Here is a 22839-nt window from a genome sequence, read left to right on the forward strand (position 1 = left end):
GCGGTCATCAACGCCGTGCTGGACGCCCTGGCGCCGCTGGGCGTGAAGGACATCGACATGCCGGCCTCGCCTTCGCGCGTGTGGCAGGCCATTCAATCGGCGAAGCAGTGATTCATTCAAGGAGACAAGACCATGTACGCCTTCACCCTTGAACAACCCAAGACCCTGGCCGACGCGAAGCGGCTGGCCGGCGGCGGCGCGCAGGCGCTGGCGGGCGGGCAGACGCTGATCGCCTCGCTCAAACAACGCCTGGCGCAGCCCGGCGCGCTGGTGGACCTGGGCGGTGTGGCTGAGCTGCGCGGCATCCGCCGCGAGGGCAACAGCCTCGTCATCGGCGCCATGACGCGCCACGAAGAAGTGGCCAACAGCGCGGACGTGAAGTCCTCGATCCCCGCGCTGGCGGCGCTGGCCGGGCAGATCGGCGACCGGCAGGTGCGCGCCATGGGCACACTGGGCGGGTCGGTGGCCAACAACGACCCGGCCGCGTGTTACCCCAGCGCGGTGCTGGCGCTGGGCGCCACCATCGTCACGGACAAGCGCGAGATCAAGGCCGACGACTTCTTCCAGGGCATGTACAGCACCGCGCTGGACAGCGGCGAGCTGATCACCGCGATCCGCTTTCCCGTGCCGAAGAAGGCGGCCTATGCCAAGTTCCGCCAGCCGGCCTCGCGCTTCGCGCTGGTGGGCGTGTTCGTGGCCCTCACCGACGGCGGCGCGCGCGTGGCCATCACCGGCGCGGGCAACGGCGTGTTCCGCCTCGCGGGGCTGGAGGCGGCGCTCACCAAGAGCTTCACGCCCGAGGCCGCGCAGGGCGTGGCGATCGACGCGGGCCAGCTCAACAGCGACCTGCACGCCAGCGCCGAGTACCGCGCGCAGCTCATCCGCGTGCAGACGCAGCGCGCGGTGGCTGCGGCCAACGGCTGATGCCCGAGCCCACCGCCGTTTCAAGCGAACCGCGCGACATCGACGGCTTGCTGGCCGCGCTGCGCGGCGTGGGCTACCACGCCCCGCGCGCGCTGGCCACGGCCGTGTTCCTGGCCATGCGCCTGCAGCGCCCGCTGCTGCTGGAGGGCGAGCCCGGCGTGGGCAAGACCGAACTGGCCAAGGCCTTGTCGCGCGTGCTGGGGCGCCCGCTGCTGCGCCTGCAGTGCTACGACGGCATGGAGCAGCGCGAGGCGCTGTACGAGTGGAACCACACCGCGCAGTTGCTGCACATGCGCGCGGCGCAGAACACGGCCACGCCCGAGCAGATCGAGCGTGAGGTGTACCAGGAGCGCTACCTGATCCGCCGCCCGCTGCTGCAGGCGCTGCAGACGCCGCCACCCGGCGCGGTGCTGCTGATCGACGAGGTGGACCGCGCGGACGAACCCTTCGAGGCCTTTCTGCTGGAGTACCTGGGCGAATACCAGGTGAGCATTCCCGAGCTGGGGACCATCACCGCGATGGCCGCGCCGCTCACCATCCTGACGAGCAACCGCACGCGCGACCTGAACGACGCGGTGAAGCGCCGCTGCCTGTACCAGTGGCTGGACCACCCGGAGCGCGAGCGCGAACTCGCCATCGTGCGCAGCCAGGTGCCGCAGGCCAGCACGGCGCTCACCGAGCAGATAGCGCGCTTCGTGGAGCGGCTGCGCGCGCAGCCCTTCAGCAACGCCTTCCAGCGCAGCCCCGGCATCGCCGAAAGCGTGGAATGGGCCAAGGCCCTGGTGGCGCTGGACACGCTGACGCTGGACCCGGAGGTGATTCAGGACACGGCGGGCATTCTGTTCAAGCAGCGCGAGGACGTGGCCGCGCTGTTGCCGATGATCGATCAGTTGCTGCAACCGGAAGTCTGAGGATCGCCATGCAACTCGGCGACGCGCGAACGGGGAAATTCCCCGACCAGATCACCGCCTTCGGCCGCGCCCTGCGCCGCGCCGGCGTGCCGGTGGACAGCGCGCGCATCGCCAGCGCCATCGCGGCCACGCAACTGGTGGGCGTGGAGCGGCGCGACGACCTGCAGGCCGCGCTGGGCGCGGTGCTGGTGAGCCGGCCGCAGGACGTCGAAGTGTTCGACGAGCTCTTCGCGGCGTTCTTTCGCAACCCGGAGCTGGAAAAGCAACTGCTGTCGCAGATGCTGCCCAAGTCGCCCACCGCCAAGCCGGCGGCGCGCAGCGCGCGCGCGCAGGAAGCGCTGACCGTGGCCGGTGCCGTGGCCAAGCAGCGCGCCCCGAGCGAGACCGAGCTGCGCTTCGACGCCGCCATGACGGCCAGCGACCTGCAGCGCCTGCGCCACGCGGATTTCGCGGGGCTGTCGGCGAGCGAGTTCCGCCTGGTCGAAACCCTGGCGCGCGACATCGCCCTGCCCTTGCCCGAGGTGCCGAGCCGGCGCGACCGGCCAGGGCAACGCGGCCACCGCATCCACTGGGGCCGCGCGCTGCAGCAGGCGCGCCGGCACGACGGCGAGCTGATCGCCCCGCCGCGCCGCCAGCGCCGCCGCGAGCCGCTGCCGCTGCTGGTGCTGGTGGACGTGTCGGGCTCCATGGAGCGCTACGCGCGGCTGCTGCTGGCGTTTCTGCACCAGGCCACGCGCGGCGTGCCGCGCTCGGCCTTCGCCTTCGGCACGCGCCTTACCGACCTGCGCGGAGCCTGGAAGCACAGCGACGCCGACACCATGCTGACGCTGAGCAACGCCGCCATCGCGGATTTCGCGGGGGGCACGCGCCTGGGCACGTCGCTTGCCGAATTGCGGGAGAAGCACGCGCGCTGCCTGGTGGGCCGGCGCACGGTGGTGCTGCTCATCACCGACGGGCTGGACACCGGCGACCCGGCGCAACTGGACGCCGAGTTGCTCTGGCTGCGGCGCCACAGCCGCCAGGTTCTGTGGCTCAACCCGCTGCTGCGCTACGCAGGGTATGAGCCGCTGGCGCAAGGCGCGAGCGTGCTGCACCGCCACGCGCACGGCATGCTGGCCGTGCACAACCTGGAGCACCTGCAGCAGCTCGCCCACGCCCTGGCCGAACTGTTGCGCGGCCGCTGAATCTGAAAAACCCAAGAAGGAGAACCCCATGGACATGGAAGGCCACCGCATCCTCCCCGTCAACCAGGTGCAGGCCTGGGAAGCCCTCAACGACCCGGCCGTGCTCAAGGCCTGCGTGCCGGGTTGCGACAAGTTCGAGCCGCTGGGCGACGACGCCTACGCCGTGGGCGCGGCCATCAAGATCGGCCCCGTGTCGGCCAAGTTCTCGGGGCGCGTGCAACTCAGCGAGATCACGCCGCCGCGCAGCTACGAACTGGGCTTCGAGGCCCAGGGCGGCGTGGCCGGCTTTGGCAAGGGCCACTCCAAGGTCACGCTGGAGCCCGCGCCCGGCGGCACGGAACTGACCTACACCGTGAAGTCCACCGTGGGTGGCAAGATCGCCCAGTTGGGACAACGCCTCATCGACGGTGCGGCCAAATCCATGGCCGACGACTTCTTCCGCCGGTTCGAGGAAGAATTGCTGCGCCGCCACCCCGAGGCCGCGGCCGCGCGTGCCGCGGTGCCGGTGCCCGCCGTGGCGGGCGGGCCGTCGGGCCCCTGGCCCGAATGGGCCTGGCCGGCGCTGGCCTTTGGCGGCACATTCATCATTGCGCTCATCATTTTTTTCAGCCTCGCCTGGGGCTGATCGCCCACCATGGAAAACCTCGACCTTTTCGTGCTGCGCACGCTGCTGGACTGGCGGCGCGCGGGCAAGGCCACGCTGCTGGCGACCGTCACCCGCACCTGGGGCAGCTCGCCGCGCCCGGTGGGCTCCATCATGGCGCTGTGCGAGGGCGGCGCCGTGGTCGGCTCCGTCTCGGGCGGCTGCATCGAGGACGACCTGATCCACCGCTTCCGCGACAAGCTGGAAGACGGCCCGCCGCAGAAGACCAAGTACGGCGTCAGCGCCGACGAGGCCCACCGCTTCGGCCTGCCCTGCGGCGGCACGCTGGAGCTGCTGCTGGAATTCAACCCCGACGCCGCCACGCTGGGCGACCTGGTGGAGCGCCTGAGCGCGGGCCGCATGGTCCAGCGCAGCACGGACATCGCCACGGGCCGCGTCACGCTCACCGACATCGCCCAACCCGAGGCCCTGCGCGAGCACGGCGGCGCGCTGCACAACGCCTTCGGACCCGAGTACCGCCTGCTCATGATCGGCGCCGGCCAGCTCACCGAGTACCTGGCCACCATGGCGCTGTTCAGCGGCTTTTCGGTGACGGTGTGCGACCCGCGCGAGGAGTACCGGGGCGCCTGGCAGGTGCCCGGCGTGACGCTGACGACCGAGATGCCCGACGACGTGGTGCGCGGCTTTCGCGCCGACCGGCGCACGGCCATCGTGGCGCTCACGCACGACCCCAAGCTGGACGACCTGGCGCTGCTGGAGGCGCTGGAGACCGAAGCCTTCTACATCGGCGCCATCGGCTCGCGGCGCAACCAGATGGCGCGGCACGCGCGGCTGATCGAGCACTTCGACCAGACCGAGGAAAGCCTGGCGAAGCTGCGCGGGCCCATCGGCATCTACATCGGCAGCAAGACGCCGGCCGAAATCGCCGTGAGCGTGATGGCCGAGGTGCTGGCGGTGAAGAACGGCGTGCCGCTGCCGCGCGACCTGGCGGTGGGCCCGGCCAAGGACCAGTTGGACGTGGCGCCGAACGACGCGGCGGCGGTCTGTTTCGTGCGCGAAGAAACGTGAGCGGCGCACGGCCGCCAGCGGGCGCTGGCACCGATGCGCAAGTAGGGGAGGCTTTCCGATGAGACCGTGGAGCAACACCATGGCGCTGGTGCTGGTGGCCGGCGCGGGCAGCCGCCTGGGCGGCGTGCCCAAGTGCCTCATCCGCGTGGACGGGCGCACGCTGCTGGAGCGGCTGCTGGACGCGCTGGCCGAGGCGGACGTGCAAGACGTTCGCCTGGTCGTGGGCCACCACGCCGAGGCCGTCGCCGCGCACGTGGCCACCCTGCCGTCCCAGCGACGGCCCGTGCTGCTGCGCAACCCAGAGCCGGGCGAGGAACCCGCCGACTCGCTGCGCGTGGGCCTGCGCAGCCTCACGTCCATGCCCGAGCGCCTGCTGGTGCTGCTGGGCGACCTGCCCCTGCTCGGCGCGCCGCAGATCCTGGCGGCCATGAACGCCTTCGACGCGCGCGAGCGCGGGCGCCACGTGCTGGTGCCGCAGGTGAACGGAGAGCCCGGACACCCGGCCGTGCTCGACGGCCTGGCCTGCGCGCTGCTGCGCAACCAGAGCGGCGGCCTGCGCGCCTGGCGCCAGCGCCAGCCCGAGGCTGTCGCGTTGTGGAACACATCGGACGAGGCGCACGTACGCGACCTGGACAGGCCCGAGGACCTGCCACGCCTCGCACAAGCCACCGGTTGGCGCGTTGACTTGCCCGCCCCCCAGGCTTTGCCGCACTGCGGCATGAACAAGGCTTGATCGACCCGCGGCAGGCTGATTCAATGCGCCCCATGCCCATCAGCCCAGCCGCTTCGCCCACCGACCGCCTGGCCCTGATCGCGCAGGCGCGCCACGCCGTGCTGGAGGCGCGCAACCCCGACGCCGGGCCGCGGCTGGCCCCATGGGTGGCGCGCTCCTGGCGGCGCTGCCTGCAACTGGGCCTGGAGCCCCGGCGCGAGGTCACGTTCGACCCCGTGAGCAGCGCCCAGGCGCACCGCGCGCTGGAGGCCAGCCAGCCGCTGCTGCGGGCCGCCGCGCCCGTGATCCGCTCGCTGGCGCGCGCCATGGCGCACACGCGCTACTTCGCCATCCTCACCGACGCGCAGGGCGTGGTCATCGACGTCAACGGCCCCATCGACCGGCACGACCCGAGCGTGGCGCGCATCGCGCGCGTGGGGGTGGACCTGTCGGAACGCGCCGTGGGCACCACCGCCATCGGCATGGCCCTGACCGACCTGCAACCGGTGTGGCTGCACCGGGGCGAACACTTCTTCGATGCCACCAGCGTCTACAGCTGTGCGGGCGCGCCCATCTGGGACCCGGACGGCCAATGCGTGGGCATGCTGGACCTGACCGGCGTGAACGTGGCGGAGCAGCCCGCGCTCAAGCACCTGGTGTCGCAGTCGGCGCGCAGCATCGAGAACGCGCTGGCGCTGGCGCGGCCCCACCACCTGCTGCTGCGTATGAACTGGCCCGGCCGCGTGCTGGGCGACGACAGCGACGGCCTGATCGGCCTGGACGCGGACGGGAACATCACCGGCCTGAACCGCCCGGCCGCCGACATGCTGGGCGTGGCACCGGGCTCACCCGCCGGCCACGCCAGCCTGCACCTCGCGGCGCCGATCGAGTCGCTGTTCGACACGGCAGCGGCGCACGGCGGCGCGCTGGAGCTGCCGTTGTGGTCGGGCCTGCGGCTGCAGGTGCTGGCCCAACTGGACCGCAACGCGGTGTCGCAGGCCGTGCCGCTGAAGGACCTGGAGACCGCCGCCATCCGCAAGGCGGTGGACGACGCGCGCGGCAATGTGCAGGAGGCCGCGCGGGCGCTGGGGATCAGTCGGGCGACGATTTATCGGAAGTTGGGGGCGCGGGGGCGTTGAGGGCCGCAACATCAGCCATATCGCCAAACAGTTCGTCGACCAAATCACTAACTGCCTGGAATGAACTCTCGATCTCTTTGTTTCGAACAGAAGTGAGCTTGCGCTGAGCTTTCTCTGAAACATCAAGCGAATCGATATCCAGCAGATTCTTGAACTCCTTGTCGGTCAACTGTGTCGGATCGGCCGCCTCAGCGCTGGGGAGGACGTCCGACTCTGAGACATCTTTAGACGACCAACCGGCGAGAAGCTCATCCAGTTGCTCGACGGTTGTCGCCTCCTGCATGGCGGTCATGAAACCCGTGTCTGAGCCTTCTCGATCGTGGCGAGGCCGGACGAGTGATTGGCGAGGCATTTGTTGAGTGGCTTCCTGTCCGCCTGGCGCGAATGAAACGCCAAGGTTTGATGAAGAGTCATTCGACGTCGGTCGACGGCTCGTTGTGGGCAGGGGCGTCGAAGCAGGGGTCTCGGTCTCCTTGTCCAGGGCATATCGACGAAGCGCCATCAGCGGCCCGTCGGGCACGGTGAGTCGCTGAAGCAAGCGCTGCACGACTTGGCTGGCGCTGGCCAGCAACTTGCGCTGGGCAGGCGTCAACGCTTTGTCGTCGGCCCCCGCCAACAGGAGGCGACGCAAGTTATCGATGACTTTCAGATGGCGATCGATCGACGCAATCAATTGAGAACTGACGCGCTCGATGTCTCTGTCAATCTTCTCGTCAGAGACGCCATTTCGGCGAAGCGCCATCAACCCCTTCAGCTCCCCCTCAAGCTCACTCAAGTCGTTCCATCGAAAATTCAACGCCGTGTCCAGCCCGGTGCCTTGCAAGAACGAAATGTGCGGGTACTCTTCGAACGCGTCTTTCCACCAGGCAATGAGACGTTCCTGCTCGGGTGTCCGAGCACTCGCACTTACCGCAGATTTAAGTTGGCGCATGACGCGATCGAGATGGTGTCGGGCGGCATCGCTGGTTTTCTCAACAGCCTCTTGCCAAGTCGGGTGGGGCGCGGGCTTGCCGTCATGGAGAATCCCGAACACCTGCGCCTGCGCCTTGGTCGCAAAGCAATGCATCTCCATCATCGGGCTGCCATTCGCCAGGTACGCCTGGGCCAACCGGTTCAGATCGTGACCAGAAGCCACGGCGATCCCGATGGAGCCAAAGGGCGCCTCTTTCCACGGAAACTTGTCGGCGAGAAGTTGACCGACCAAGGCCAGCTTGCGAAGGTAGTTTTCAATGCAAGCGGCTAGCTGCTGCCCGACGTTGGAAATCTGGGTCAACAGAGCCGAGTCGTGGTGGCCTGCATGCAACTGCGCATACAGATCGTCCAGTTCCCTGTTCAATTCCGTGATCTTGTTCGGATAGGACCCGAACAGCGCATCCACGAACGAGCTCGCGCGAAACTCCTTCAGTTCAGAATGTGCGGCGAACGCCTTGTTCAACCAGTTGGCCAACTCGGTCTGCGTCGGGCTCACCGATTCGGCATTTGCAACAGGCAAGCAAGTGCGTTGGAACAGCTTGGCACTGTCAACCGCTTGTTGGTGGGCCGTCTCCACGTTCCGCTTCGCGTCTTGGGCGAAGGCGAGGCGCACCCCCTTTTTTGGTTGGGTGAAGCCTTGCTCCGCCAGGGCATTCACGGCGTCCATGTTGTGGCAGAACAGGGTGGCGGTTTCGCTACGTTCCCGCCACATCGTCTTGTAGGCAGCGGGGTCCACGAAGCCGTCAACGCAATGCAGCAGTTCCACCTCAAAGCGCTTGTTCCCCTTTCTGATGTTCCTGAGTCCGTTCAAGGCCTGCTCCACGAAGGGCTCACCGTACAGGCGTTTTGCTTTTTCCGTTTTCAGGAAGCCCTCATACCTCTTGAACATCTCGACATGGTCGCGACGCGAGGGTGTTGTGGGTTGATTGACCTTGCTGAGATGCGACTTTCCTCCGTGCTTAAACACGTGAGTCCGGTTGTTGGTACCACCGTCCTTCTTCAACGCTTCCGCTTGCTGCATGAGCGCCTGCGAGTCCGCAACGAACTTGACAAACTCTTTGTGGCTGGCTTTAGGCGCAAGCAGATTCGAGAAAAAATTGCCCATGGTCACTCCTCTTCTTGAAAGCAAAAAAATCAGATCCGCTCAAGCAGCCGGCTCGGCGGCAGGGGCGGTTCAGACAAGTCATCGTCGACATGGGTGAGGGCTTGGCCCCACCAGCGCCGCAGTCGTTCGAAATGCAGCAGCGCGGCACAGGCGCCCTCGGGCTCGTCGTGCCCGGGGTCCAGCTCACCAATCAGCACCAATGCGCCGCCCTTGCCCTGGCGCGCCATGCGCAGGTTGCCCACTTGGCGCCAATGGGCGTTGTAGGACAGCGCAAGATTCAAGGCCGCGCATTCGTCCTGCAACGGCGGGTCGCCCAAGTCAGCGATCAGCACGAGCCGGGCCCAGGCCTCTGACCACTCGAGCTGATAGAAACCGCCGTCCTTGAACATGGCACACCAGTGGTGTGGCTCCGTTTCGACGAAGCGCACCCGCTCGCCGATGCGTTCCTGAGCCTGCTTCAGCAGGCGCGCGGCGTCTTCGGCGGTGTTCAGGGTGGGCATGGGGGTCGCATGAAGTTGAGGCTGGGTGGCTTGCCCACCGTGCTTGTTCCAGGACTAGGCCATCGCATCGCGCAACGGCGGTCTTGATGCCTTCTTGACACCCGCCCCCGAAGTCTTGCGCCCGTCTTGACGGGCCGCTGCCTACGCTCACCGAGGTCTTCACTTCGGGGGTTCCCATGGACTTCGTGACGCTCGCCGCCCTGTTGGCGGCCGGGCTGTTTGCCTACCTCGTGGCCGTTCTCGCGCGACCGGAGGATTTCTCATGAGCGCCGCTGCCTGGAGCCTGCTGGCGCTCTTGCTCGCCGCCCTGCTCGCCCTGGCCTGGCCATTGGGGCGCTGGATGCACACGGTCATGGATGGCGGCTTCGCGCTTGGCCACCGCATCGAGGCCCCGCTGTGGCGCCTGCTCGGCACCCGGCCACAGGCGGAGACCGGCTGGTGGCCGTATGCGCGCGGCCTGCTGGTGTTCAACGCGCTGGGCGTGGTCGCCGTGTTCGCGCTGCAACTGCTGCAAGGCGCGCTGCCGTTCAACCCGCAAGGCTTCGGCGCGGTGGCGGTGGACTCGGCCTTCAACACGGCCGTCAGCTTCGTCACCAACACCAACTGGCAGGGTTATGGCGGCGAGACCACCATGAGCTACCTGACGCAGATGCTGGGCCTGACGGTGCAGAACTTCCTGTCGGCGGCCACGGGCATCGTGGTGGTGGTGGCGCTGATGCGCGGCTTCGCGCGGCACTCGGCACGCGCCGTGGGCAACGTGTGGGTGGACCTCACGCGCATCACGCTGTGGGTGCTGCTGCCGCTGTCGGTGCTGCTGGCGCTGGCCTTCGTGGGCCTGGGCGTGGTGCAGAACCTCTCGCCCTACCTCACGCTCACGCCACTGCAGCCAGGCGTGGGCGATCAAACGCTGGCCATGGGGCCCACGGCTTCGCAACTGGCCATCAAGATGCTGGGCACCAACGGGGGCGGCTTCTTCAACGCCAACTCGGCGCACCCGTTCGAGAACCCGAGCGAGTGGAGCAACGCGCTGCAGATGCTCGCGATCTTCGCGATCCCGGCCGCGCTGTGCTTCACCTTCGGCCGCGTGGTGGGTGATCGCCGCCAGGGCTGGGCGGTGCTCGCCAGCATGACGCTGATCTTCGTGGCCGCCGTGGTGGCCGCCACCAGCTTCGAGCAGCAGGGCAGCCCGGCCCTGGCCGCGCTCGGCGCCGACCAGGCCGCGAGCGCCCTGCAGTCGGGCGGCAACATGGAGGGCAAGGAGGTGCGCTTCGGCATCGCGGCGTCCTCACTGTTCGCGGTGATCACCACGGCCGCCAGTTGCGGTGCGGTGAACGCCATGCACGACAGCTTCACGCCGCTGGGCGGCATGGTGCCCACCGCGCTGATGCAACTGGGCGAGGTGGTGTTCGGCGGCGTGGGCTCGGGCCTGTACGGCATGCTGGTGTTCGCGCTGTTGGCGGTCTTCGTGGCAGGTCTGATGATCGGCCGCACACCGGCTTACCTGGGCAAGAAGATCGAGCCCTTCGAGATGCAGATGGTCTCGGTCGCGATCCTGGTCACGCCGCTGCTGGTGCTGCTGGGCACGGCCGCGGCGGTGATGACCGAGGCCGGCCGCGCGGGCATTCAGGATGCGGGACCGCACGGGTTCACCGAGGTGCTGTACGCCTTCTCCTCGGCCGCCAACAACAACGGCAGCGCTTTCGCGGGCCTGTCGGCCAACACCCCCTTCTACAACCTGCTGCTGGCCATCGCCATGGCGGTGGGCCGCTTCGGCGTGATCCTGCCGGTGCTGGCGCTGGCCGGCTCCTTCGCGGCCAAGCCGCGCGCCGAGGCAAGCGCGGGCAGCCTGCCCACGCACGGCCCGCTGTTCGTCGGTCTGCTGGTGGGCACCGTGCTGCTGGTGGGCTTGCTCAACTACGTGCCCGCGCTGGCCTTGGGCCCGGTCGTCGAGCACCTGATGCTGTGGGCGAAATGAGGCGCCCGACCATGACCAGACAAAGCCTTTCCCTGTTCGATCCGGCCCAGCTGCGGCCGGCCCTGATCGGCGCGCTGCGCAAGCTCGATCCGCGCGCGCAGGTCCGCAACCCCGTGATGTTCGTCGTCTACGTGGGCAGCGCCTTCACCACGGCTCTGTGGTTCACGCGGCCCGACGGCTTCACGCTCGCCGTGTCGCTGTGGCTGTGGTTCACGGTGCTGTTCGCCAACTTCGCCGAGGCGCTGGCCGAAGGCCGCAGCCAGGCGCAGGCGGCGAGCCTGCGTGGCCTGAAACGCAAGACCTGGGCGAAGAAGCTAGATGGCGCGTTCAAGCCCGGCACGCCGCGCACGGCCATGCGCTGGCTGCCGATCGAAGCCGAGTCGCTGCGCAAGGGCGACGTGGTGCTGATCGAGGCCGGCGACACGGTGCCCGCCGACGGCGAGGTGATCGACGGCGTGGCCTCGGTGGACGAGAGCGCGATCACGGGCGAATCGGCCCCGGTGATCCGCGAATCGGGCGGCGATTTCTCGGCCGTCACCGGCGGCACGCGCGTGCTGTCGGACGCGGTGGTGGTGCGTGTGAGCGTGAACCCCGGCGAGACCTTCGTGGACCGCATGATCGCGATGGTGGAGAACGCGCGGCGCCAGAAGACGCCGAACGAGATCGCACTGACCATCCTGCTGGTGGCGCTGACCATCGTGTTCCTGGGCGTGGTGGTGACGCTGCTGCCCTTTTCCACCTTCAGCGCGCAGGCCGGTGGCGTGGGCGAGCCCGTGGGCCTGGTGGTGCTGGTGGCGTTGCTGGTGTGCCTGATCCCCACCACCATTGCCGGGCTGCTGTCCGCCATCGGCGTGGCGGGCATGAGCCGCTTGATGCAGGCCAACGTGATCGCCACCTCGGGCCGCGCGGTGGAGGCGGCTGGCGACGTGGACGTGCTGCTGCTCGACAAGACCGGCACCATCACGCTGGGCAACCGGCAGGCCGCCGCCTTTCTGCCGGCGCCGGGTGTGAACGAGCGCGAACTGGCCGACGCCGCGCAGCTCGCCTCGCTGGCCGACGAAACACCCGAAGGCCGCAGCATCGTGGTGCTGGCCAAGCAGCGCCACCAGCTTCGCGAGCGCGAGATGCAATCGATGGGCGCGCACTTCGTGGCCTTCACGGCGCAGACGCGCATGAGCGGCGTCGACCTGGCCGAGGGCCGCCAGATACGCAAGGGCGCGGCCGACGCGATCCGCCGCCACGTCGAATCGCTCAGCGGCGTGTGGCCCGCCACCGTGCAAACCCTGGTGGACGATGTCGCGCGGTGTGGCAGCACACCGCTGGTGGTGGCCGACAACGCACGCGTGCTCGGCGTGGTGGAGCTGAAAGACATCGTCAAAGGCGGCATCAAGGAGCGCTTCGCCGAACTGCGCCGCATGGGCATCGAGACCGTGATGGTGACGGGCGACAACCGGCTCACGGCGGCGGCCATCGCCGCCGAGGCCGGCGTGGACGACTTCCTGGCCGAGGCCACGCCCGAGGCCAAGCTCGCACTCATCCGCGAGCACCAGGCGCGCGGTCGCCTGGTGGCCATGACAGGCGACGGCACCAACGACGCGCCCGCCCTGGCCCAGGCCGACGTGGCCGTGGCCATGAACACCGGCACGCAAGCCGCCAAGGAGGCCGGCAACATGGTCGACCTCGACAGCAACCCCACCAAGCTGATCGAGATCGTGGAGACCGGCAAGCAGTTGCTGATGACGCGCGGCGCGCTGACCACCTTCAGCATCGCCAACGACGTGGCGAAGTACTTCGCCATCGTGCCGGCGGCTTTCGTCACCACCTACCCGCAGCTGCAGGCGCTCAACGTGATGCAGCTCGCCAGCCCGGCCTCGGCCATCGTCTCGGCGGTGGTGTTCAACGCGCTGGTCATCGTGGCGCTGATCCCCGTGGCGCTGCGCGGCGTGCGCTACCGCGCCGTGGGCGCGGGCGCGCTGCTGCGGCGCAACCTGGCGATCTACGGCTTGGGCGGCGTGATCGTTCCCTTCCTCGGCATCAAGGCCATCGATCTCGTGATCGCGGGCCTGGGCCTGGCCTGACCCCACAGGAGTTCCCATGACAAGCGACGACACCCCCACCCCGCGCGAAGGCCTGGGCACGATGCTGCGCGCCGCCGTGCTGCTGTTCCTGCTGCTCAGCGTGGTCACCGGCCTGCTCTACCCCTTGCTGATCACTGGCGCGGCGCAGGCCCTGTTCCCGCGGCAGGCCAACGGCAGCCTGATCGAACGCGATGGCCAAGCCGTCGGCTCCGCACTCATCGGCCAGACCTTCACCGAGCCGCGCTACTTCTGGGGCCGCCCTTCGGCGACCGGGCCCGTGCCGTACAACGCCGCGGCGTCGGGTGGCTCCAACCTGGGCCCCACCAGCGAGCCGCTGCACACCGCCGTGCGGGAACGCCTCGCGGCGCTGCGCGCGGCCGACCCTGGCAACACCGCGCCCGTGCCGGTGGACCTGGTCACGGCCTCGGGCAGCGGGCTGGACCCGCACATCAGCCTGGCGGCGGCGCGGTACCAGATCGATCGCGTGGCCCGCGCGCGGGGCCTGGCGGCGGACGGCGTGCGGGCACTGGTGGAACGCCAGGCCCAGCGCCCGCTGGTGCCCGGCCTGGGCGAGCCGCGCGTGAACGTGCTGGAACTCAACCTCGCGATGGATGCCGCCGCGACGCCGGTGAGATGATGCGGGCGCCATGAACGACGCCACGCAGCGCCCCGATCCCGACATCCTGCTCGCGCAGGTGCAGGCCGACGAGGACCGGGCGCGGCGCGGGCGGCTGAAGATCTTCTTCGGCGCCTCGGCGGGCGTGGGCAAGACCTACGCCATGCTGTCGGCCGCTCGCGCTGCCCAGGCCGAAGGACTGCCGGTGGCCATCGGCGTGGTGGAAACCCACGGCCGGCCCGAGACGCAGGCGCTGACACAGGGTCTGCAGCGCCTGCCGCTGCGCGAGGTCCTGCACAAGGGCCACACCCTGCGCGAATTCGACATCGACGCGGCGCTGGCCTTCGGTGCCGCCAACCCGGGCGCCCTGGTGCTGCTCGACGAGCTCGCGCACAGCAACGCGCCGGGTTCGCGCCACCCCAAGCGCTGGCAGGACGCCGAGGAACTGCTGGCCACCGGCATCGACGTGTGGTCCACGATGAACGTGCAGCACCTCGAGAGCCTGAACGACGTGGTCAGCGGCATCACCGGCATCCGCGTGTGGGAGACCGTGCCCGACCGCCTGTTCGACGGCGCCGACGAGGTGGTGGTGGTGGACTTGCCGCCCGACGAACTGCTGGAGCGTCTGCACAGCGGCAAGGTCTACCTGCCCACCCGCGAAGCGGGTGGCGATGACCAGCGCGCCGAACGCGCCGCCGCGAACTTCTTTCGCAAGGGCAACCTGCTCGCCCTGCGCGAGCTGGCCCTGCGCCGCACCGCCGACCGCGTGGACGAGGAGGTGCGCGCCTTCCGCCAGGCCGGCGCGGTGCGCCCCGTATGGCCCAACCGCGAATCGCTGCTGGCCTGCGTCGGCCCCGGCGCGGCGGCCGAGAAGGTGGTGCGCAGCGCCGCACGCATGGCCGCGCAGCTCGACGTGCCCTGGCACGCGGTGCACGTGCAGGCGCTCTCCCACGAGCCCGGCGCGGCCACGCAGAAGGCGCTGGACCTGGCCGAATCGCTGGGCGCGAGCGTGAGCAGCTTCAGCGACCGCGACCCGGCACGCGCGCTGGTGCGCCACGCGCGCGAGCACAACCTCACGCGCCTGGTGCTGGGCCGATCGCGCCGCGCCTGGCCCTGGGCCCGGCCGATGGCCGAGCGCATCGCCGCGCAGGCGGGCGAGCTGGAGCTGCTGCACGTCGCCGAGCCACCGGCGGGGCGCGAGCGCGGCGAACCCGCCCGCGCGGCCGACGAGGCAGCGCCAGGGCGGCGCTGGCCCGGCTACCTGGCCGCCACCGTGGCCTGCGCGGCCACGGCCATGCTGGCCACGCCACTCATCCCGGTGCTGGAGCTCAGCAACATCGTGATGATCTTCCTGCTCGTGGTCGTGGCCATCGCGCTGCGCTTCGGCCGCGGGCCGGCGGTGCTGGCGGCCTTCCTGGGCGTGGCGCTGTTCGACTTCTTCTTCGTGCCGCCGCGCTTCACATTGGCGGTGAGCGACGTGGAGTACCTCGTCACCTTCGCCGTGATGCTGGTGGTGGCGCTGGCCATCGGCCAGCTCACCGCCGTGCTGCGCCAGCAGGCCGATGCCGCCACGCGGCGCGAGCGGCGCGTGCGCGCGCTGCACGACATGTCGCGCGACCTGTCCGCCGCGCTGCTGCCCGAGCAGGTGGCCGACATCGGCGCGCGCTTCGTGCAGGCCGAGTTCGGCATGCGCAGCACCCTGCTGGCTGCCGATGCCAACGACCGCCTGCAGGCCCTGCCCGGTGGGCAGGCGCCGGTGGACCTGGCGGTGGCGCAGTGGGCTTTCGAGCGCGGCGAGCCGGCAGGCCGCGGCACCGACACCCTGCCCGCCAGCGCCACGCTGGTGGTGCCGCTGAAGGCGCCGATGCGCACGCGCGGCGCACTGGTGCTCGAGCCCGGCGCGGCGCGGGCGCTGGACACCGAGCAGCGCCGGGCGCTGGGGGCCTGCGCCTCGCTGCTGGCCATCTCGCTCGAACGCATCCACTACATCGAGGTGGCGCAGCACAGCACGGTGCAGATCGAATCGGAGCGTCTGCGCAACTCGCTGCTGGCCGCCATCTCGCACGACCTGCGCACGCCGCTGGCCTCGCTGGTGGGCCTGGGCGACGCCTTGCGCCTGACACCGCCGCCGCTGGCGCCCGCGCAGGCCGAACTGGCCGAGGCCATCGCGCAGTCGGCGCGGCGCATGGCGGCGCTGGTGACCAACCTGCTGGACATGGCGCGCCTGCAGGCCGGCGCGGTGCCCCTGCAGCGCGCCTGGCAGCCGCTGGAAGAGGTGGTGGGCAGCGCGCTGGCCGCGTGCGGCGACGCGCTGCACGGCCGCGCGATCGACGTGCACCTGCCGGCCGATCTGCCGCTGCTGCGGTTCGACGCCGTGCTCATGGAGCGCGTGCTGGTGAACCTGCTGGAGAACGCCGCCAAGTACACCCCGGCGGGCTCGGCCATCCGCCTGTGGGCCGTCGCCGACGCCGAGTCGGTGCGCCTGTGCGTGGACGACCACGGCCCGGGCCTGCCGCGCGGCCAGGAGGCGCGCGTGTTCGAGAAGTTCGAGCGCGGCGCGCGCGAAAGTGCCACGCCCGGCGTGGGCCTGGGCCTGGCCATCGGCCGCGCCATCGTGCAAGCGCATGGCGGGCGCATCGAAGGCCGCAACCGCGAACGCGAAGGCCGCGTGGAAGGCGCGCGCATCGAGATCACCCTGCCGCGCGGCACGCCGCCCGAGGACAATTCGCCGGAATGACCTCCCACGCGCCCCAGATCCTGGTCGTCGAAGACGAGGCCGATATCCGCCGCTTCGTGCGGCTCACCCTGCAGGCCGAGGGCCACGAGGTGCACGAGGCCGCCACCTTGCAGCGCGGCCTGATCGAGGCCGGCACGCGCCGCCCCGACCTGGTGGTGCTGGACCTGGGCCTGCCCGACGGCGACGGCGTGGACCTGATCCGCGACCTGCGCCAGTGGTCGGCGGTGCCCGTGATCGTGCTGTCGGCGCGCAGCGCCGAGGCCAGCAAGATCGAGGCGCTGGATGCGGGCGCCGACGACTACCTCGTCAAGCCCTTCGGCTCGGGCGAACTGATGGCGCGCGTGCGCGCGCAGTTGCGCCGCCACCGGGCGCAGACGCCCGCCGGGGAATCGCTCATCCGCTTTGGCGAGGTGGTCGTCGACCTGGCGCGCCACCAGGTGCAGCGCGCGGGCGAGCCGCTGCGGCTCACGCCCATCGAATACAAGCTGCTCACCCACCTGGCCAGCCAGCCCGAGCGCGTGATCACCCACGCGCAACTGCTGCAGGCCGTGTGGGGCCCCGGCCACCGCGAGGACACGCACTACGTGCGCGTGCACATGGCCAACCTGCGCAAGAAGATCGAGCAGCACCCGGCGATGCCGAAGCACCTGCTCACGGAAACCGGCATCGGCTACCGCTTCGTGCCCTGAGAACGCGCCCTGAGCAGGCGCGCTCACCCGAGCAGGTTCACCGCGCGCAGCGGACGCAGCACGCTGGACGGCGTCATGCCGAAGGTGTGGCGGAACATGCGGCTGAAGTGGGCCGAGTCGGCGAAGGCGCCGTCCAGCGCGGCCTCGGTGAGGCTGCCGTCGGGCCGGTAGGCCGCCATGGCCCGGCGCACCTGGGTCCACACGCGGTAGCTGCGAAAGCTCACACCCAGTTCGTCGCTGAACAGGTGGTTGAAGCGCGAGGCCGACAGGTGCACCGCGCGCGCCAGCGCGTCGCGGTCGGGCACGCCCTCGCCCGCTTCGCGCAGGCGCTGCAGGCCGCGCAGCACGCGCGGGTCCACCGGCTGCAGCTCGGGCAGGCCCTGGCGCCCCAGCAGCGCGGGCAGGTCGAAGCTGTGCAGGCGCTGTTCGGTGTGCCAGCGGCTCACGGCGCGGGGCACCGGCTCGCCGATCACCGGGCCCTGGCGCGCGAACACCGGCCGCAGGCGCCGCACCTCCGGCGCGTCGGGTTCCAGGTACATCAGCGCGACGCGCTCACCCTGCGGGTCGAAGACGTGCTCCACGCCAGCGTCGATCAAGGCGCTGTGGCAGGTCTCGCCGCGCCCGCCCGGCAACAGCAGGCGAAACCGCCCCGACAAGCCCAGCAGCAGCACCGGCGCGGCGTGGCGGTGCCAGCCGGTGGCGGGGATCTCGCCCAGGTAGAGCGCCTTGTCGGCGCACAAGGTGAGCGCGTTACCCGTCAACACAGCCCAAACCTCCAAGACGCGCGCGGCCCCGGCCGGTACCTTGGCGGCTCCATCCACCCACACGACAGGAGAACGAGGTGTCGATTCGTACCGCCCACCATTGGGCGCTGGGCCTGGCCCCGCAGGCCGGGTTGATCAACGCTGCAGGCAAGGGCCTGTCCCATCTGCTCAAGGCTCCACTGGTGAACATGAACCGCCGGCTGGCGGGCCTGGGCGAGCGCCAGGTGCGCGTGGCCGGGCACGCGCTGCATTATCTGGACGGCGGGCGTGGCGAGCCGGTGCTCTTGCTGCACGGCATCTTCGCGGAGAAGGACCACTGGGTCGATCTGGCGCGGCGGCTGACGCCGCACCACCGCGTGATCGTGCCCGACCTGCCCGGCTACGGCGAGAGCGAGCGGCACGATGACCAGCGTTATGGCTACGCCGAGCAGGTGGAGCGCCTGCGCGCCTTCATGGACGCGATCGGCCTGCAGCGCGCGCACGTGGCGGGCAGCTCCATGGGTGGCGCGCTGGGCGCCCTGCTGGCCGGCGAATACCCCGGGCGCGTGGCCTCGCTGGCCTTCATCGGCGCGCCGCATGGCCTGCGCTCGCCGCAAGCCAGCGAGGCCGACCGCCTGATCGACGCGGGGCAGACCCCGCTGATCGCGCACGACCCGGCGGAATTCGACGCCCTGCTCGCGCGCTTGTTCGCGCAGCGGCCCTGGCTGCCTTGGCCCATCCTGCGCGTGGCGCGCGAGGAAGCGATCCGGCAGGCGCCGTCGAACCACCGCCTCTGGCAGGAGCACCTGGCCGACCGCCACCTGCTGGAGGCGCGCCTTGCGCGGGTGCGCGCGCCGCTGCTGGCGCTGTGGGGCCGGCGCGACCGGGTGTTCCACGTGTCGGGCGCGCGCACGCTGCGCTGGCACCGTCCCGACGCGGACATCCAGGTGCTGGACCGCCTGGGACATTTGCCGATGATGGAGGACCCGCTGGCCGTGGCGCTGCGCTACCGCCCCTTCCTGCAACGCCACCGATGGATGACCCGATGCGCCTGACCCCCTTCACGCCAGCCCGCGCCCGAACCCCGGCGGCCTGGCGCTTGCTGGCGCTGGCCTTGTGCGCCGCCCTGGCCGCCTGCGAAACCGCGCCCCGCGCCGGCAGCCAGACGCAGGCCCAGGTGCTGGACGTGGTGAAGGACCGCCACGCCGTGCGCGATGGCCACCCCGAGCTGTACGCGGCGCTGCGCGCCGGCGTGACGCGGCGCGAGCTCGACGAGGGCCGGCTGGTCGAAGGCGAGTGCGGCGTGCCCGATGGAGCGCAGCCCTCGGGCATGCGCTGGCACACGATGACGGTGCTGCTGCCGCCCGGCGTGCGCCTGCCCAGCGGCAGCGTGGCGGACGTGCGCGAACTGCGCGCGGCCTGGCCGGCCCCCGACGGCAGCGTGCCCGCGCGCTTGCATGGCGTCTACGAGAGCACCGCCACAGTGTTGGGGGATGCCGGTGCCGCGGCCCTGGGGCCCCGCCCCGGCACGCGCTGCCAGGTGCCGGACGCGCCGTCCGGGCGCTGGCGCGTGGCCTTGCGCGGCCCGGTGCCGGCCTGGGCCTTCGACTTCGCCGAGGCCGGCCTGCGCCGGCTGGACGCGCTGCGCGACAGCGACCTCGCCGCTGGCCGCGTGCTGCGCCTGGGCTGCCAGCTCAAGGTGCTGGACGGTGGCGACTGGTACGCGCCGGTCTGGGTGGCCACCGCACCGGACACCCTGCGCCTGAAGCCTGGGGAGGTGGTGCGCCTGCGCGCGGGGGCCGAGGCCGGCTCCAAGGACACAGGCCCGCCGGCCGAGGTGCTGGAGCGGCACAGCGGCGTGGCCGCGCCCGGCGGCCACGCGCTGGTGCGCTGCGGCTAGCGGGCCGCGCCGGGCGCGAGGGCGCGCAGCCGCGCGTGCGCCGGGCCTTCACGGTCCACCGGCTGGTTCTGTTTGCCCTTGAGGTAATGCTCGGTGAACACGTCGAGCCAGGCCGACAGTGCCTCGGCCGCGCGCGGCTCGCCCGCCAGTGCCAGGCACAGGGCCGCCACCTCGGCGGTGCAGAAGTGGTCGGCGCGCGCGGCGCGGCGCAGGCGGTAGTTGGAGGTCTGCTCCGGGTGCAGGCTCAGCACCGGAAACGGGTCGAGGTAGCGGCTCTTGTTGAACATCTTGCGCGCCTCGGACCAGGTGCCGTCGAGCAGCACGAACAGCGGTCGGCGCGCGGGTGCGCCGGCCGTGGCGGGTTCGACCGGCGGCGGCGTGGCGATGAGCCGCGAGGGCTCCACGAACTCACCCGGGAACACCACACAAGGCTGCCATTGCGGGTCGTTGAGCAAGGCGATGAGCGCGGGATCGATGACGGTGCGCGACCAGCCGAAGGCCCAGGTGTCCGCCACCACGTCGGCAATGAGCCAGCCGGTGTTGCTGGGCTTGAGCGATTCGGTGTCGCCCATGAGCAGGCAGACGCCGGCGCGCGTGTCCGCGTGAGGCTGCAGATCGCAAACGCAGTAGGCCTGCAAGAGACGGCAACGTTCGCATCGGATGGCTGCGCCGCCGCGCGCCACGAAGGGCTTGACACTGGCGGCCATGCGCGCGGCGCGCAGGCGGGAAACGGCGTGGGACATGAGGCGGCGACTGTACCGCCGCCCGCGCCGCCTTCCGTCAGGGGATGAAGTTCAGGCCCTCAGGCAAGTCACCCTGGATCGGCACCTCGAACAATGGCCCGCCGCCGTCGGGGTCGATCACCGTCGCGCCGTGGCTGGCGAAGAACACCGCGATCTGCGTCTGCGCCGCCACCGCCAGCGGCGCAGACGCTGCGATACCGATGTTGGTGAGGAAGGTGTGCGGGTTCTTCGGGATGCCCGGATTGCCGGCGTAGGCCAGGTCGTTGCGGTAGTAGGTGACGCGGTCCTTGAGCCCGGCCGCGCGCACGATGGCGCTGCTGGTGGGGTTGGGCACGGTCACGTCGCCCTTGGCGAACTGCACGATGACGGGCTTGGCTGCGTGGCCCGGGGGCGGGTCGCGGCGGATCAGCTCGGCGTAGGACACGGGGTTGCCCGACTGCTGCACCCATTCGTTGCGGTCCAGCAGCTCGGCGATGGCCATGGCGCCCGGCACGGTGTTCACCAGCGGCGGCTGGTCGCGCAGGGGCAGGTTTTCGTCGAAGTTGAGCGGCACCGGCCGCTCGGGCGTGGGCGGCAGGTTCAGCAGCACCGGCTGGCGCGTGGCCAGGCTCAGGCCGGTGAGGATGCGAAACGCCGGGCTGAGGCGCGCGATTTCGGTGATGGAGCCGCCCGGCACATTGGGCACGCCGGCCTTGATGTTGCGTTCCACCCCCAGCAGCATGGTGCCGTAGATGCCGCCGAAGGACTGGCCCGCGTAGTAGATGCGTGCGGGGTCGAGGTCGCGCGATCCGTCGCCGTCCACGTCGACGCCCACCTCCACCTGGCGCACCAGTTGCATGAGGTCGATGACGGTCTGGCGCAGGCCGTCGCGGCTGCTGACGATGGTCTGCGGCGCGGCGGCGTTCACGCCCTCGGTGCTGTCGATGCTGCCGTTGCCGTCCTGGTCGATGCCGCGCCCGCCGGCGGGGATCTGCACTGGCGCCCCCGCCGTGGGCAGCACCGTGAGAAAGCCCTGCGCCCCACCGCCATGGCCCACCACGTTGATCGACACCGTGGCGATGCCGCGTGAGGCCAGCACCGAGGCCACGGTCCATGGCGCGCCGTACATGCTGTCGGTGAAGCCGTGGCCGAAGATGGCCACCGGCCAGCCGGCGGCCGGCCGCGGGCTGGCGGGCAGGAAGAACTGGGCCGTCAGCGCCTGGCTGCCCAGCGGGCGGGGCGTACCCGTGAGGGTGTCCGTCGGCGGGATCACCTTGGCGGCGTTCTGGTACTCGGGCGAGTCGAAGCGCGCGTAGGCCACGTGGCCCACGGCGCCGGGCACCACCTGCAGCGCGGGCGTGGGCAGGAAGCCCGCCGCGAAGGTGGGTGCCGTGCCGGTCTGGCGGCTGAACTGGATGCCCTGCAGCCCGGACACGGGGAACACCGCGCGCACGGCGCCGCCGTTGCCCACCATGAAGTCCATCGGCGCGGGTGTGCCCGCCTTGATGCGGCGCTGGATCTTGAGCAGGTCGCCCGTGGCCGACTGCGTGGTGAACAGCGAGGCCGCCACCACCGCGCGCGCGCCGCCGCGCGCCATGGGCAGCGCGTCGCGCAGCTCGCGCAGGTGGGCGTCGCGCCCGCCCAGGAAGTCGGCGTTCTTCAGCTTCTTGCCACCGGCGTCGCGCACGGCGTTGGTGACCACCAGCAGGTAGCGCGAGCGCTCCTGCAGCAGCTCGTCCGATTCGAAAGCCAGGGTCTTGCTCGCCGGGTCCCACACCACCTGGTTGATGCCCACCTTCTGGCCAAAGCCGCGCAGGGTGAGCACGTCGCCCAGGTTGACGAGATAGACGCTGTCGCTGTTCACCGACGCGGGGTCGATGTCGCCGGTGAAGGGCACGGTGATGCGCGGCTGCGTGGAGAAGCCGTCCAGCGTGTTGATGACGTCGATGTCGGCGCAGTCGCTGGGGTGGGTGGCGCAGTCGGGCTTGGGCAGGTTCACGCGGCGCAGCGTGGCGTTGCCGAAGTCGGGCACGGTGTAGCGGTTGCTCGGGAAGGGCGAGGCAGCGGCGTCGTAGCGCACGGTCACGCCATCGGCCTGCGCGAGCAGCGGCCACAGGGCAAAGGAAAAGGCCAGCGTGAACGCCAGCCGCGGGTGGCGCGGGCGAGTCGGGGTCATGGCTTGTCTCCTGGGAGGGCCGCTGAACGCGGCTCGAATGCCTGGCGGGGGTGCTGTTCCGAGCGGCGGTTATAGGCCTGCCGC

Annotated in this window: 20 protein-coding genes; 15 read left to right on the forward strand and 5 right to left on the reverse strand. The window is 70.6% G+C overall.

What is annotated here, in order from left to right; all coding sequences use genetic code 11:
• The first annotated feature begins 132 nt into the window (after window positions 1-132).
• The 7 genes from VLG41_RS20165 to VLG41_RS20195 are packed head-to-tail and all read left to right on the forward strand — an operon-like array spanning window position 133 to window position 6542.
• Entirely contained in the window at window positions 133-924 is a 792-nt protein-coding gene (locus VLG41_RS20165) for a xanthine dehydrogenase family protein subunit M (protein WP_325351175.1), read from the forward strand.
• Complete coding sequence (locus VLG41_RS20170; protein ID WP_325351176.1) at window positions 924-1835, forward strand: MoxR family ATPase; 912 nt, start codon at window positions 924-926, stop codon at window positions 1833-1835. Before VLG41_RS20165 ends, VLG41_RS20170 begins: the two co-directional genes overlap by 1 nt.
• 8 nt (window positions 1836-1843) lie before the next feature.
• Window positions 1844-3019 carry a vWA domain-containing protein gene (locus VLG41_RS20175; protein WP_325351177.1) on the forward strand — a complete coding sequence of 392 codons (1176 nt, stop codon included), beginning with the start codon at window positions 1844-1846 and terminating at the stop codon, window positions 3017-3019.
• 28 nt (window positions 3020-3047) lie between these two features.
• Window positions 3048-3644: a carbon monoxide dehydrogenase subunit G gene (locus tag VLG41_RS20180; protein WP_325351178.1), complete on the forward strand. Its 597-nt coding sequence runs from the start codon at window positions 3048-3050 to the stop codon at window positions 3642-3644.
• Between the two features lie 9 nt (window positions 3645-3653).
• On the forward strand, window positions 3654-4691 hold the full coding sequence (locus VLG41_RS20185) for an XdhC family protein (RefSeq protein WP_325351179.1): 1038 nt from the start codon (window positions 3654-3656) through the stop codon (window positions 4689-4691).
• A gap of 58 nt (window positions 4692-4749) precedes the next feature.
• Window positions 4750-5424, forward strand: coding sequence for a nucleotidyltransferase family protein (locus VLG41_RS20190; protein WP_325351180.1), 675 nt, complete (start codon window positions 4750-4752; stop codon window positions 5422-5424).
• Window positions 5425-5456: 32 nt separating this feature from the next.
• Window positions 5457-6542: a helix-turn-helix domain-containing protein gene (locus VLG41_RS20195; RefSeq protein WP_414652522.1), complete on the forward strand. Its 1086-nt coding sequence runs from the start codon at window positions 5457-5459 to the stop codon at window positions 6540-6542.
• On the opposite strand, the gene VLG41_RS20200 is transcribed toward VLG41_RS20195, so the two are convergent.
• Together VLG41_RS20200 and VLG41_RS20205 are read right to left on the reverse strand one after the other, a co-directional pair.
• Window positions 6496-8619: a hypothetical protein gene (locus VLG41_RS20200; protein WP_325351182.1), complete on the reverse strand. Its 2124-nt coding sequence runs from the start codon at window positions 8617-8619 to the stop codon at window positions 6496-6498. The two genes, VLG41_RS20195 and VLG41_RS20200, sit on opposite strands and share 47 nt — an antisense overlap.
• Window positions 8620-8648: 29 nt before the next feature.
• A complete protein-coding gene (locus VLG41_RS20205; RefSeq protein ID WP_325351183.1) occupies window positions 8649-9119 on the reverse strand; it encodes a type III secretion system chaperone in 471 nt (156 codons plus the stop codon).
• A gap of 176 nt (window positions 9120-9295) precedes the next feature.
• Here VLG41_RS20205 and kdpF point away from each other — a divergent pair, with 176 nt between their 5' ends.
• From kdpF to kdpE, 6 genes are read left to right on the forward strand one after another with little or no spacing between them, the layout of a single operon-like run.
• The gene (gene kdpF / locus VLG41_RS20210; RefSeq protein WP_116960534.1) at window positions 9296-9385 is read left to right on the forward strand and encodes a K(+)-transporting ATPase subunit F; all 90 of its coding nucleotides are present in this window, start codon (window positions 9296-9298) and stop codon (window positions 9383-9385) included.
• Entirely contained in the window at window positions 9382-11094 is a 1713-nt protein-coding gene (gene kdpA / locus VLG41_RS20215) for a potassium-transporting ATPase subunit KdpA (protein ID WP_325351184.1), read from the forward strand. Before kdpF ends, kdpA begins: the two co-directional genes overlap by 4 nt.
• An 11-nt stretch (window positions 11095-11105) precedes the next feature.
• A complete protein-coding gene (kdpB, locus tag VLG41_RS20220) occupies window positions 11106-13172 on the forward strand; it encodes a potassium-transporting ATPase subunit KdpB (protein WP_325351185.1) in 2067 nt (688 codons plus the stop codon).
• Window positions 13173-13188: 16 nt separating this feature from the next.
• Window positions 13189-13809, forward strand: a complete 621-nt coding sequence (kdpC, locus tag VLG41_RS20225) for a potassium-transporting ATPase subunit KdpC (RefSeq protein WP_325351186.1) — start codon at window positions 13189-13191, stop codon at window positions 13807-13809.
• 10 nt (window positions 13810-13819) lie between these two features.
• Window positions 13820-16525 carry a DUF4118 domain-containing protein gene (locus VLG41_RS20230; protein WP_325351187.1) on the forward strand — a complete coding sequence of 902 codons (2706 nt, stop codon included), beginning with the start codon at window positions 13820-13822 and terminating at the stop codon, window positions 16523-16525.
• Window positions 16522-17214 (forward strand): two-component system response regulator KdpE, encoded by a 693-nt coding sequence (gene kdpE, locus VLG41_RS20235; RefSeq protein WP_325351188.1) that lies wholly within the window; start codon window positions 16522-16524, stop codon window positions 17212-17214. The genes VLG41_RS20230 and kdpE overlap by 4 nt, the downstream gene beginning before the upstream one ends.
• Window positions 17215-17237: 23 nt before the next feature.
• On the opposite strand, the gene VLG41_RS20240 is transcribed toward kdpE, so the two are convergent.
• Window positions 17238-17978: an AraC family transcriptional regulator gene (locus VLG41_RS20240; RefSeq protein ID WP_325351189.1), complete on the reverse strand. Its 741-nt coding sequence runs from the start codon at window positions 17976-17978 to the stop codon at window positions 17238-17240.
• A gap of 77 nt (window positions 17979-18055) precedes the next feature.
• Between VLG41_RS20240 and VLG41_RS20245 the strand changes: the two genes are divergently transcribed.
• On the forward strand, window positions 18056-19012 hold the full coding sequence (locus VLG41_RS20245; protein ID WP_325351190.1) for an alpha/beta fold hydrolase: 957 nt from the start codon (window positions 18056-18058) through the stop codon (window positions 19010-19012).
• Window positions 19003-19857 (forward strand): hypothetical protein, encoded by an 855-nt coding sequence (locus VLG41_RS20250; protein ID WP_325351191.1) that lies wholly within the window; start codon window positions 19003-19005, stop codon window positions 19855-19857. The genes VLG41_RS20245 and VLG41_RS20250 overlap by 10 nt, the downstream gene beginning before the upstream one ends.
• Here the strand turns inward: VLG41_RS20250 and VLG41_RS20255 are convergent.
• Entirely contained in the window at window positions 19854-20600 is a 747-nt protein-coding gene (locus VLG41_RS20255; RefSeq protein WP_325351192.1) for a tRNA-uridine aminocarboxypropyltransferase, read from the reverse strand. The two genes, VLG41_RS20250 and VLG41_RS20255, sit on opposite strands and share 4 nt — an antisense overlap.
• A 37-nt stretch (window positions 20601-20637) precedes the next feature.
• Entirely contained in the window at window positions 20638-22755 is a 2118-nt protein-coding gene (locus VLG41_RS20260; protein ID WP_325351193.1) for an Ig-like domain-containing protein, read from the reverse strand.
• Window positions 22756-22839: the final 84 nt, after the last annotated feature.

It is taken from the genome of Hydrogenophaga sp. (assembly GCF_035481345.1).
GTDB lineage: Bacteria > Pseudomonadota > Gammaproteobacteria > Burkholderiales > Burkholderiaceae_C > Hydrogenophaga.

What these genes read in the sequence shown, in the direction of transcription:
- kdpC (WP_325351186.1), top strand. Translation starts at nt 13,189, where the DNA reads ATGACAAGCGACGACACCCCCACCCCGCGCGAAGGCCTGGGCACGATG.
- VLG41_RS20180 (WP_325351178.1), top strand. Translation starts at nt 3,048, where the DNA reads ATGGACATGGAAGGCCACCGCATCCTCCCCGTCAACCAGGTGCAGGCC.
- kdpA (WP_325351184.1), top strand. Translation starts at nt 9,382, where the DNA reads ATGAGCGCCGCTGCCTGGAGCCTGCTGGCGCTCTTGCTCGCCGCCCTG.
- VLG41_RS20175 (WP_325351177.1), top strand. Translation starts at nt 1,844, where the DNA reads ATGCAACTCGGCGACGCGCGAACGGGGAAATTCCCCGACCAGATCACC.
- VLG41_RS20190 (WP_325351180.1), top strand. Translation starts at nt 4,750, where the DNA reads ATGAGACCGTGGAGCAACACCATGGCGCTGGTGCTGGTGGCCGGCGCG.
- VLG41_RS20260 (WP_325351193.1), bottom strand. Translation starts at nt 22,755, where the DNA reads ATGACCCCGACTCGCCCGCGCCACCCGCGGCTGGCGTTCACGCTGGCC.
- VLG41_RS20195 (WP_414652522.1), top strand. Translation starts at nt 5,457, where the DNA reads ATGCCCATCAGCCCAGCCGCTTCGCCCACCGACCGCCTGGCCCTGATC.
- VLG41_RS20165 (WP_325351175.1), top strand. Translation starts at nt 133, where the DNA reads ATGTACGCCTTCACCCTTGAACAACCCAAGACCCTGGCCGACGCGAAG.
- VLG41_RS20230 (WP_325351187.1), top strand. Translation starts at nt 13,820, where the DNA reads ATGAACGACGCCACGCAGCGCCCCGATCCCGACATCCTGCTCGCGCAG.
- VLG41_RS20185 (WP_325351179.1), top strand. Translation starts at nt 3,654, where the DNA reads ATGGAAAACCTCGACCTTTTCGTGCTGCGCACGCTGCTGGACTGGCGG.
- VLG41_RS20205 (WP_325351183.1), bottom strand. Translation starts at nt 9,119, where the DNA reads ATGCCCACCCTGAACACCGCCGAAGACGCCGCGCGCCTGCTGAAGCAG.
- VLG41_RS20170 (WP_325351176.1), top strand. Translation starts at nt 924, where the DNA reads ATGCCCGAGCCCACCGCCGTTTCAAGCGAACCGCGCGACATCGACGGC.
- kdpF (WP_116960534.1), top strand. Translation starts at nt 9,296, where the DNA reads ATGGACTTCGTGACGCTCGCCGCCCTGTTGGCGGCCGGGCTGTTTGCC.
- kdpB (WP_325351185.1), top strand. Translation starts at nt 11,106, where the DNA reads ATGACCAGACAAAGCCTTTCCCTGTTCGATCCGGCCCAGCTGCGGCCG.
- VLG41_RS20250 (WP_325351191.1), top strand. Translation starts at nt 19,003, where the DNA reads ATGCGCCTGACCCCCTTCACGCCAGCCCGCGCCCGAACCCCGGCGGCC.
- VLG41_RS20255 (WP_325351192.1), bottom strand. Translation starts at nt 20,600, where the DNA reads ATGTCCCACGCCGTTTCCCGCCTGCGCGCCGCGCGCATGGCCGCCAGT.
- VLG41_RS20200 (WP_325351182.1), bottom strand. Translation starts at nt 8,619, where the DNA reads ATGGGCAATTTTTTCTCGAATCTGCTTGCGCCTAAAGCCAGCCACAAA.
- kdpE (WP_325351188.1), top strand. Translation starts at nt 16,522, where the DNA reads ATGACCTCCCACGCGCCCCAGATCCTGGTCGTCGAAGACGAGGCCGAT.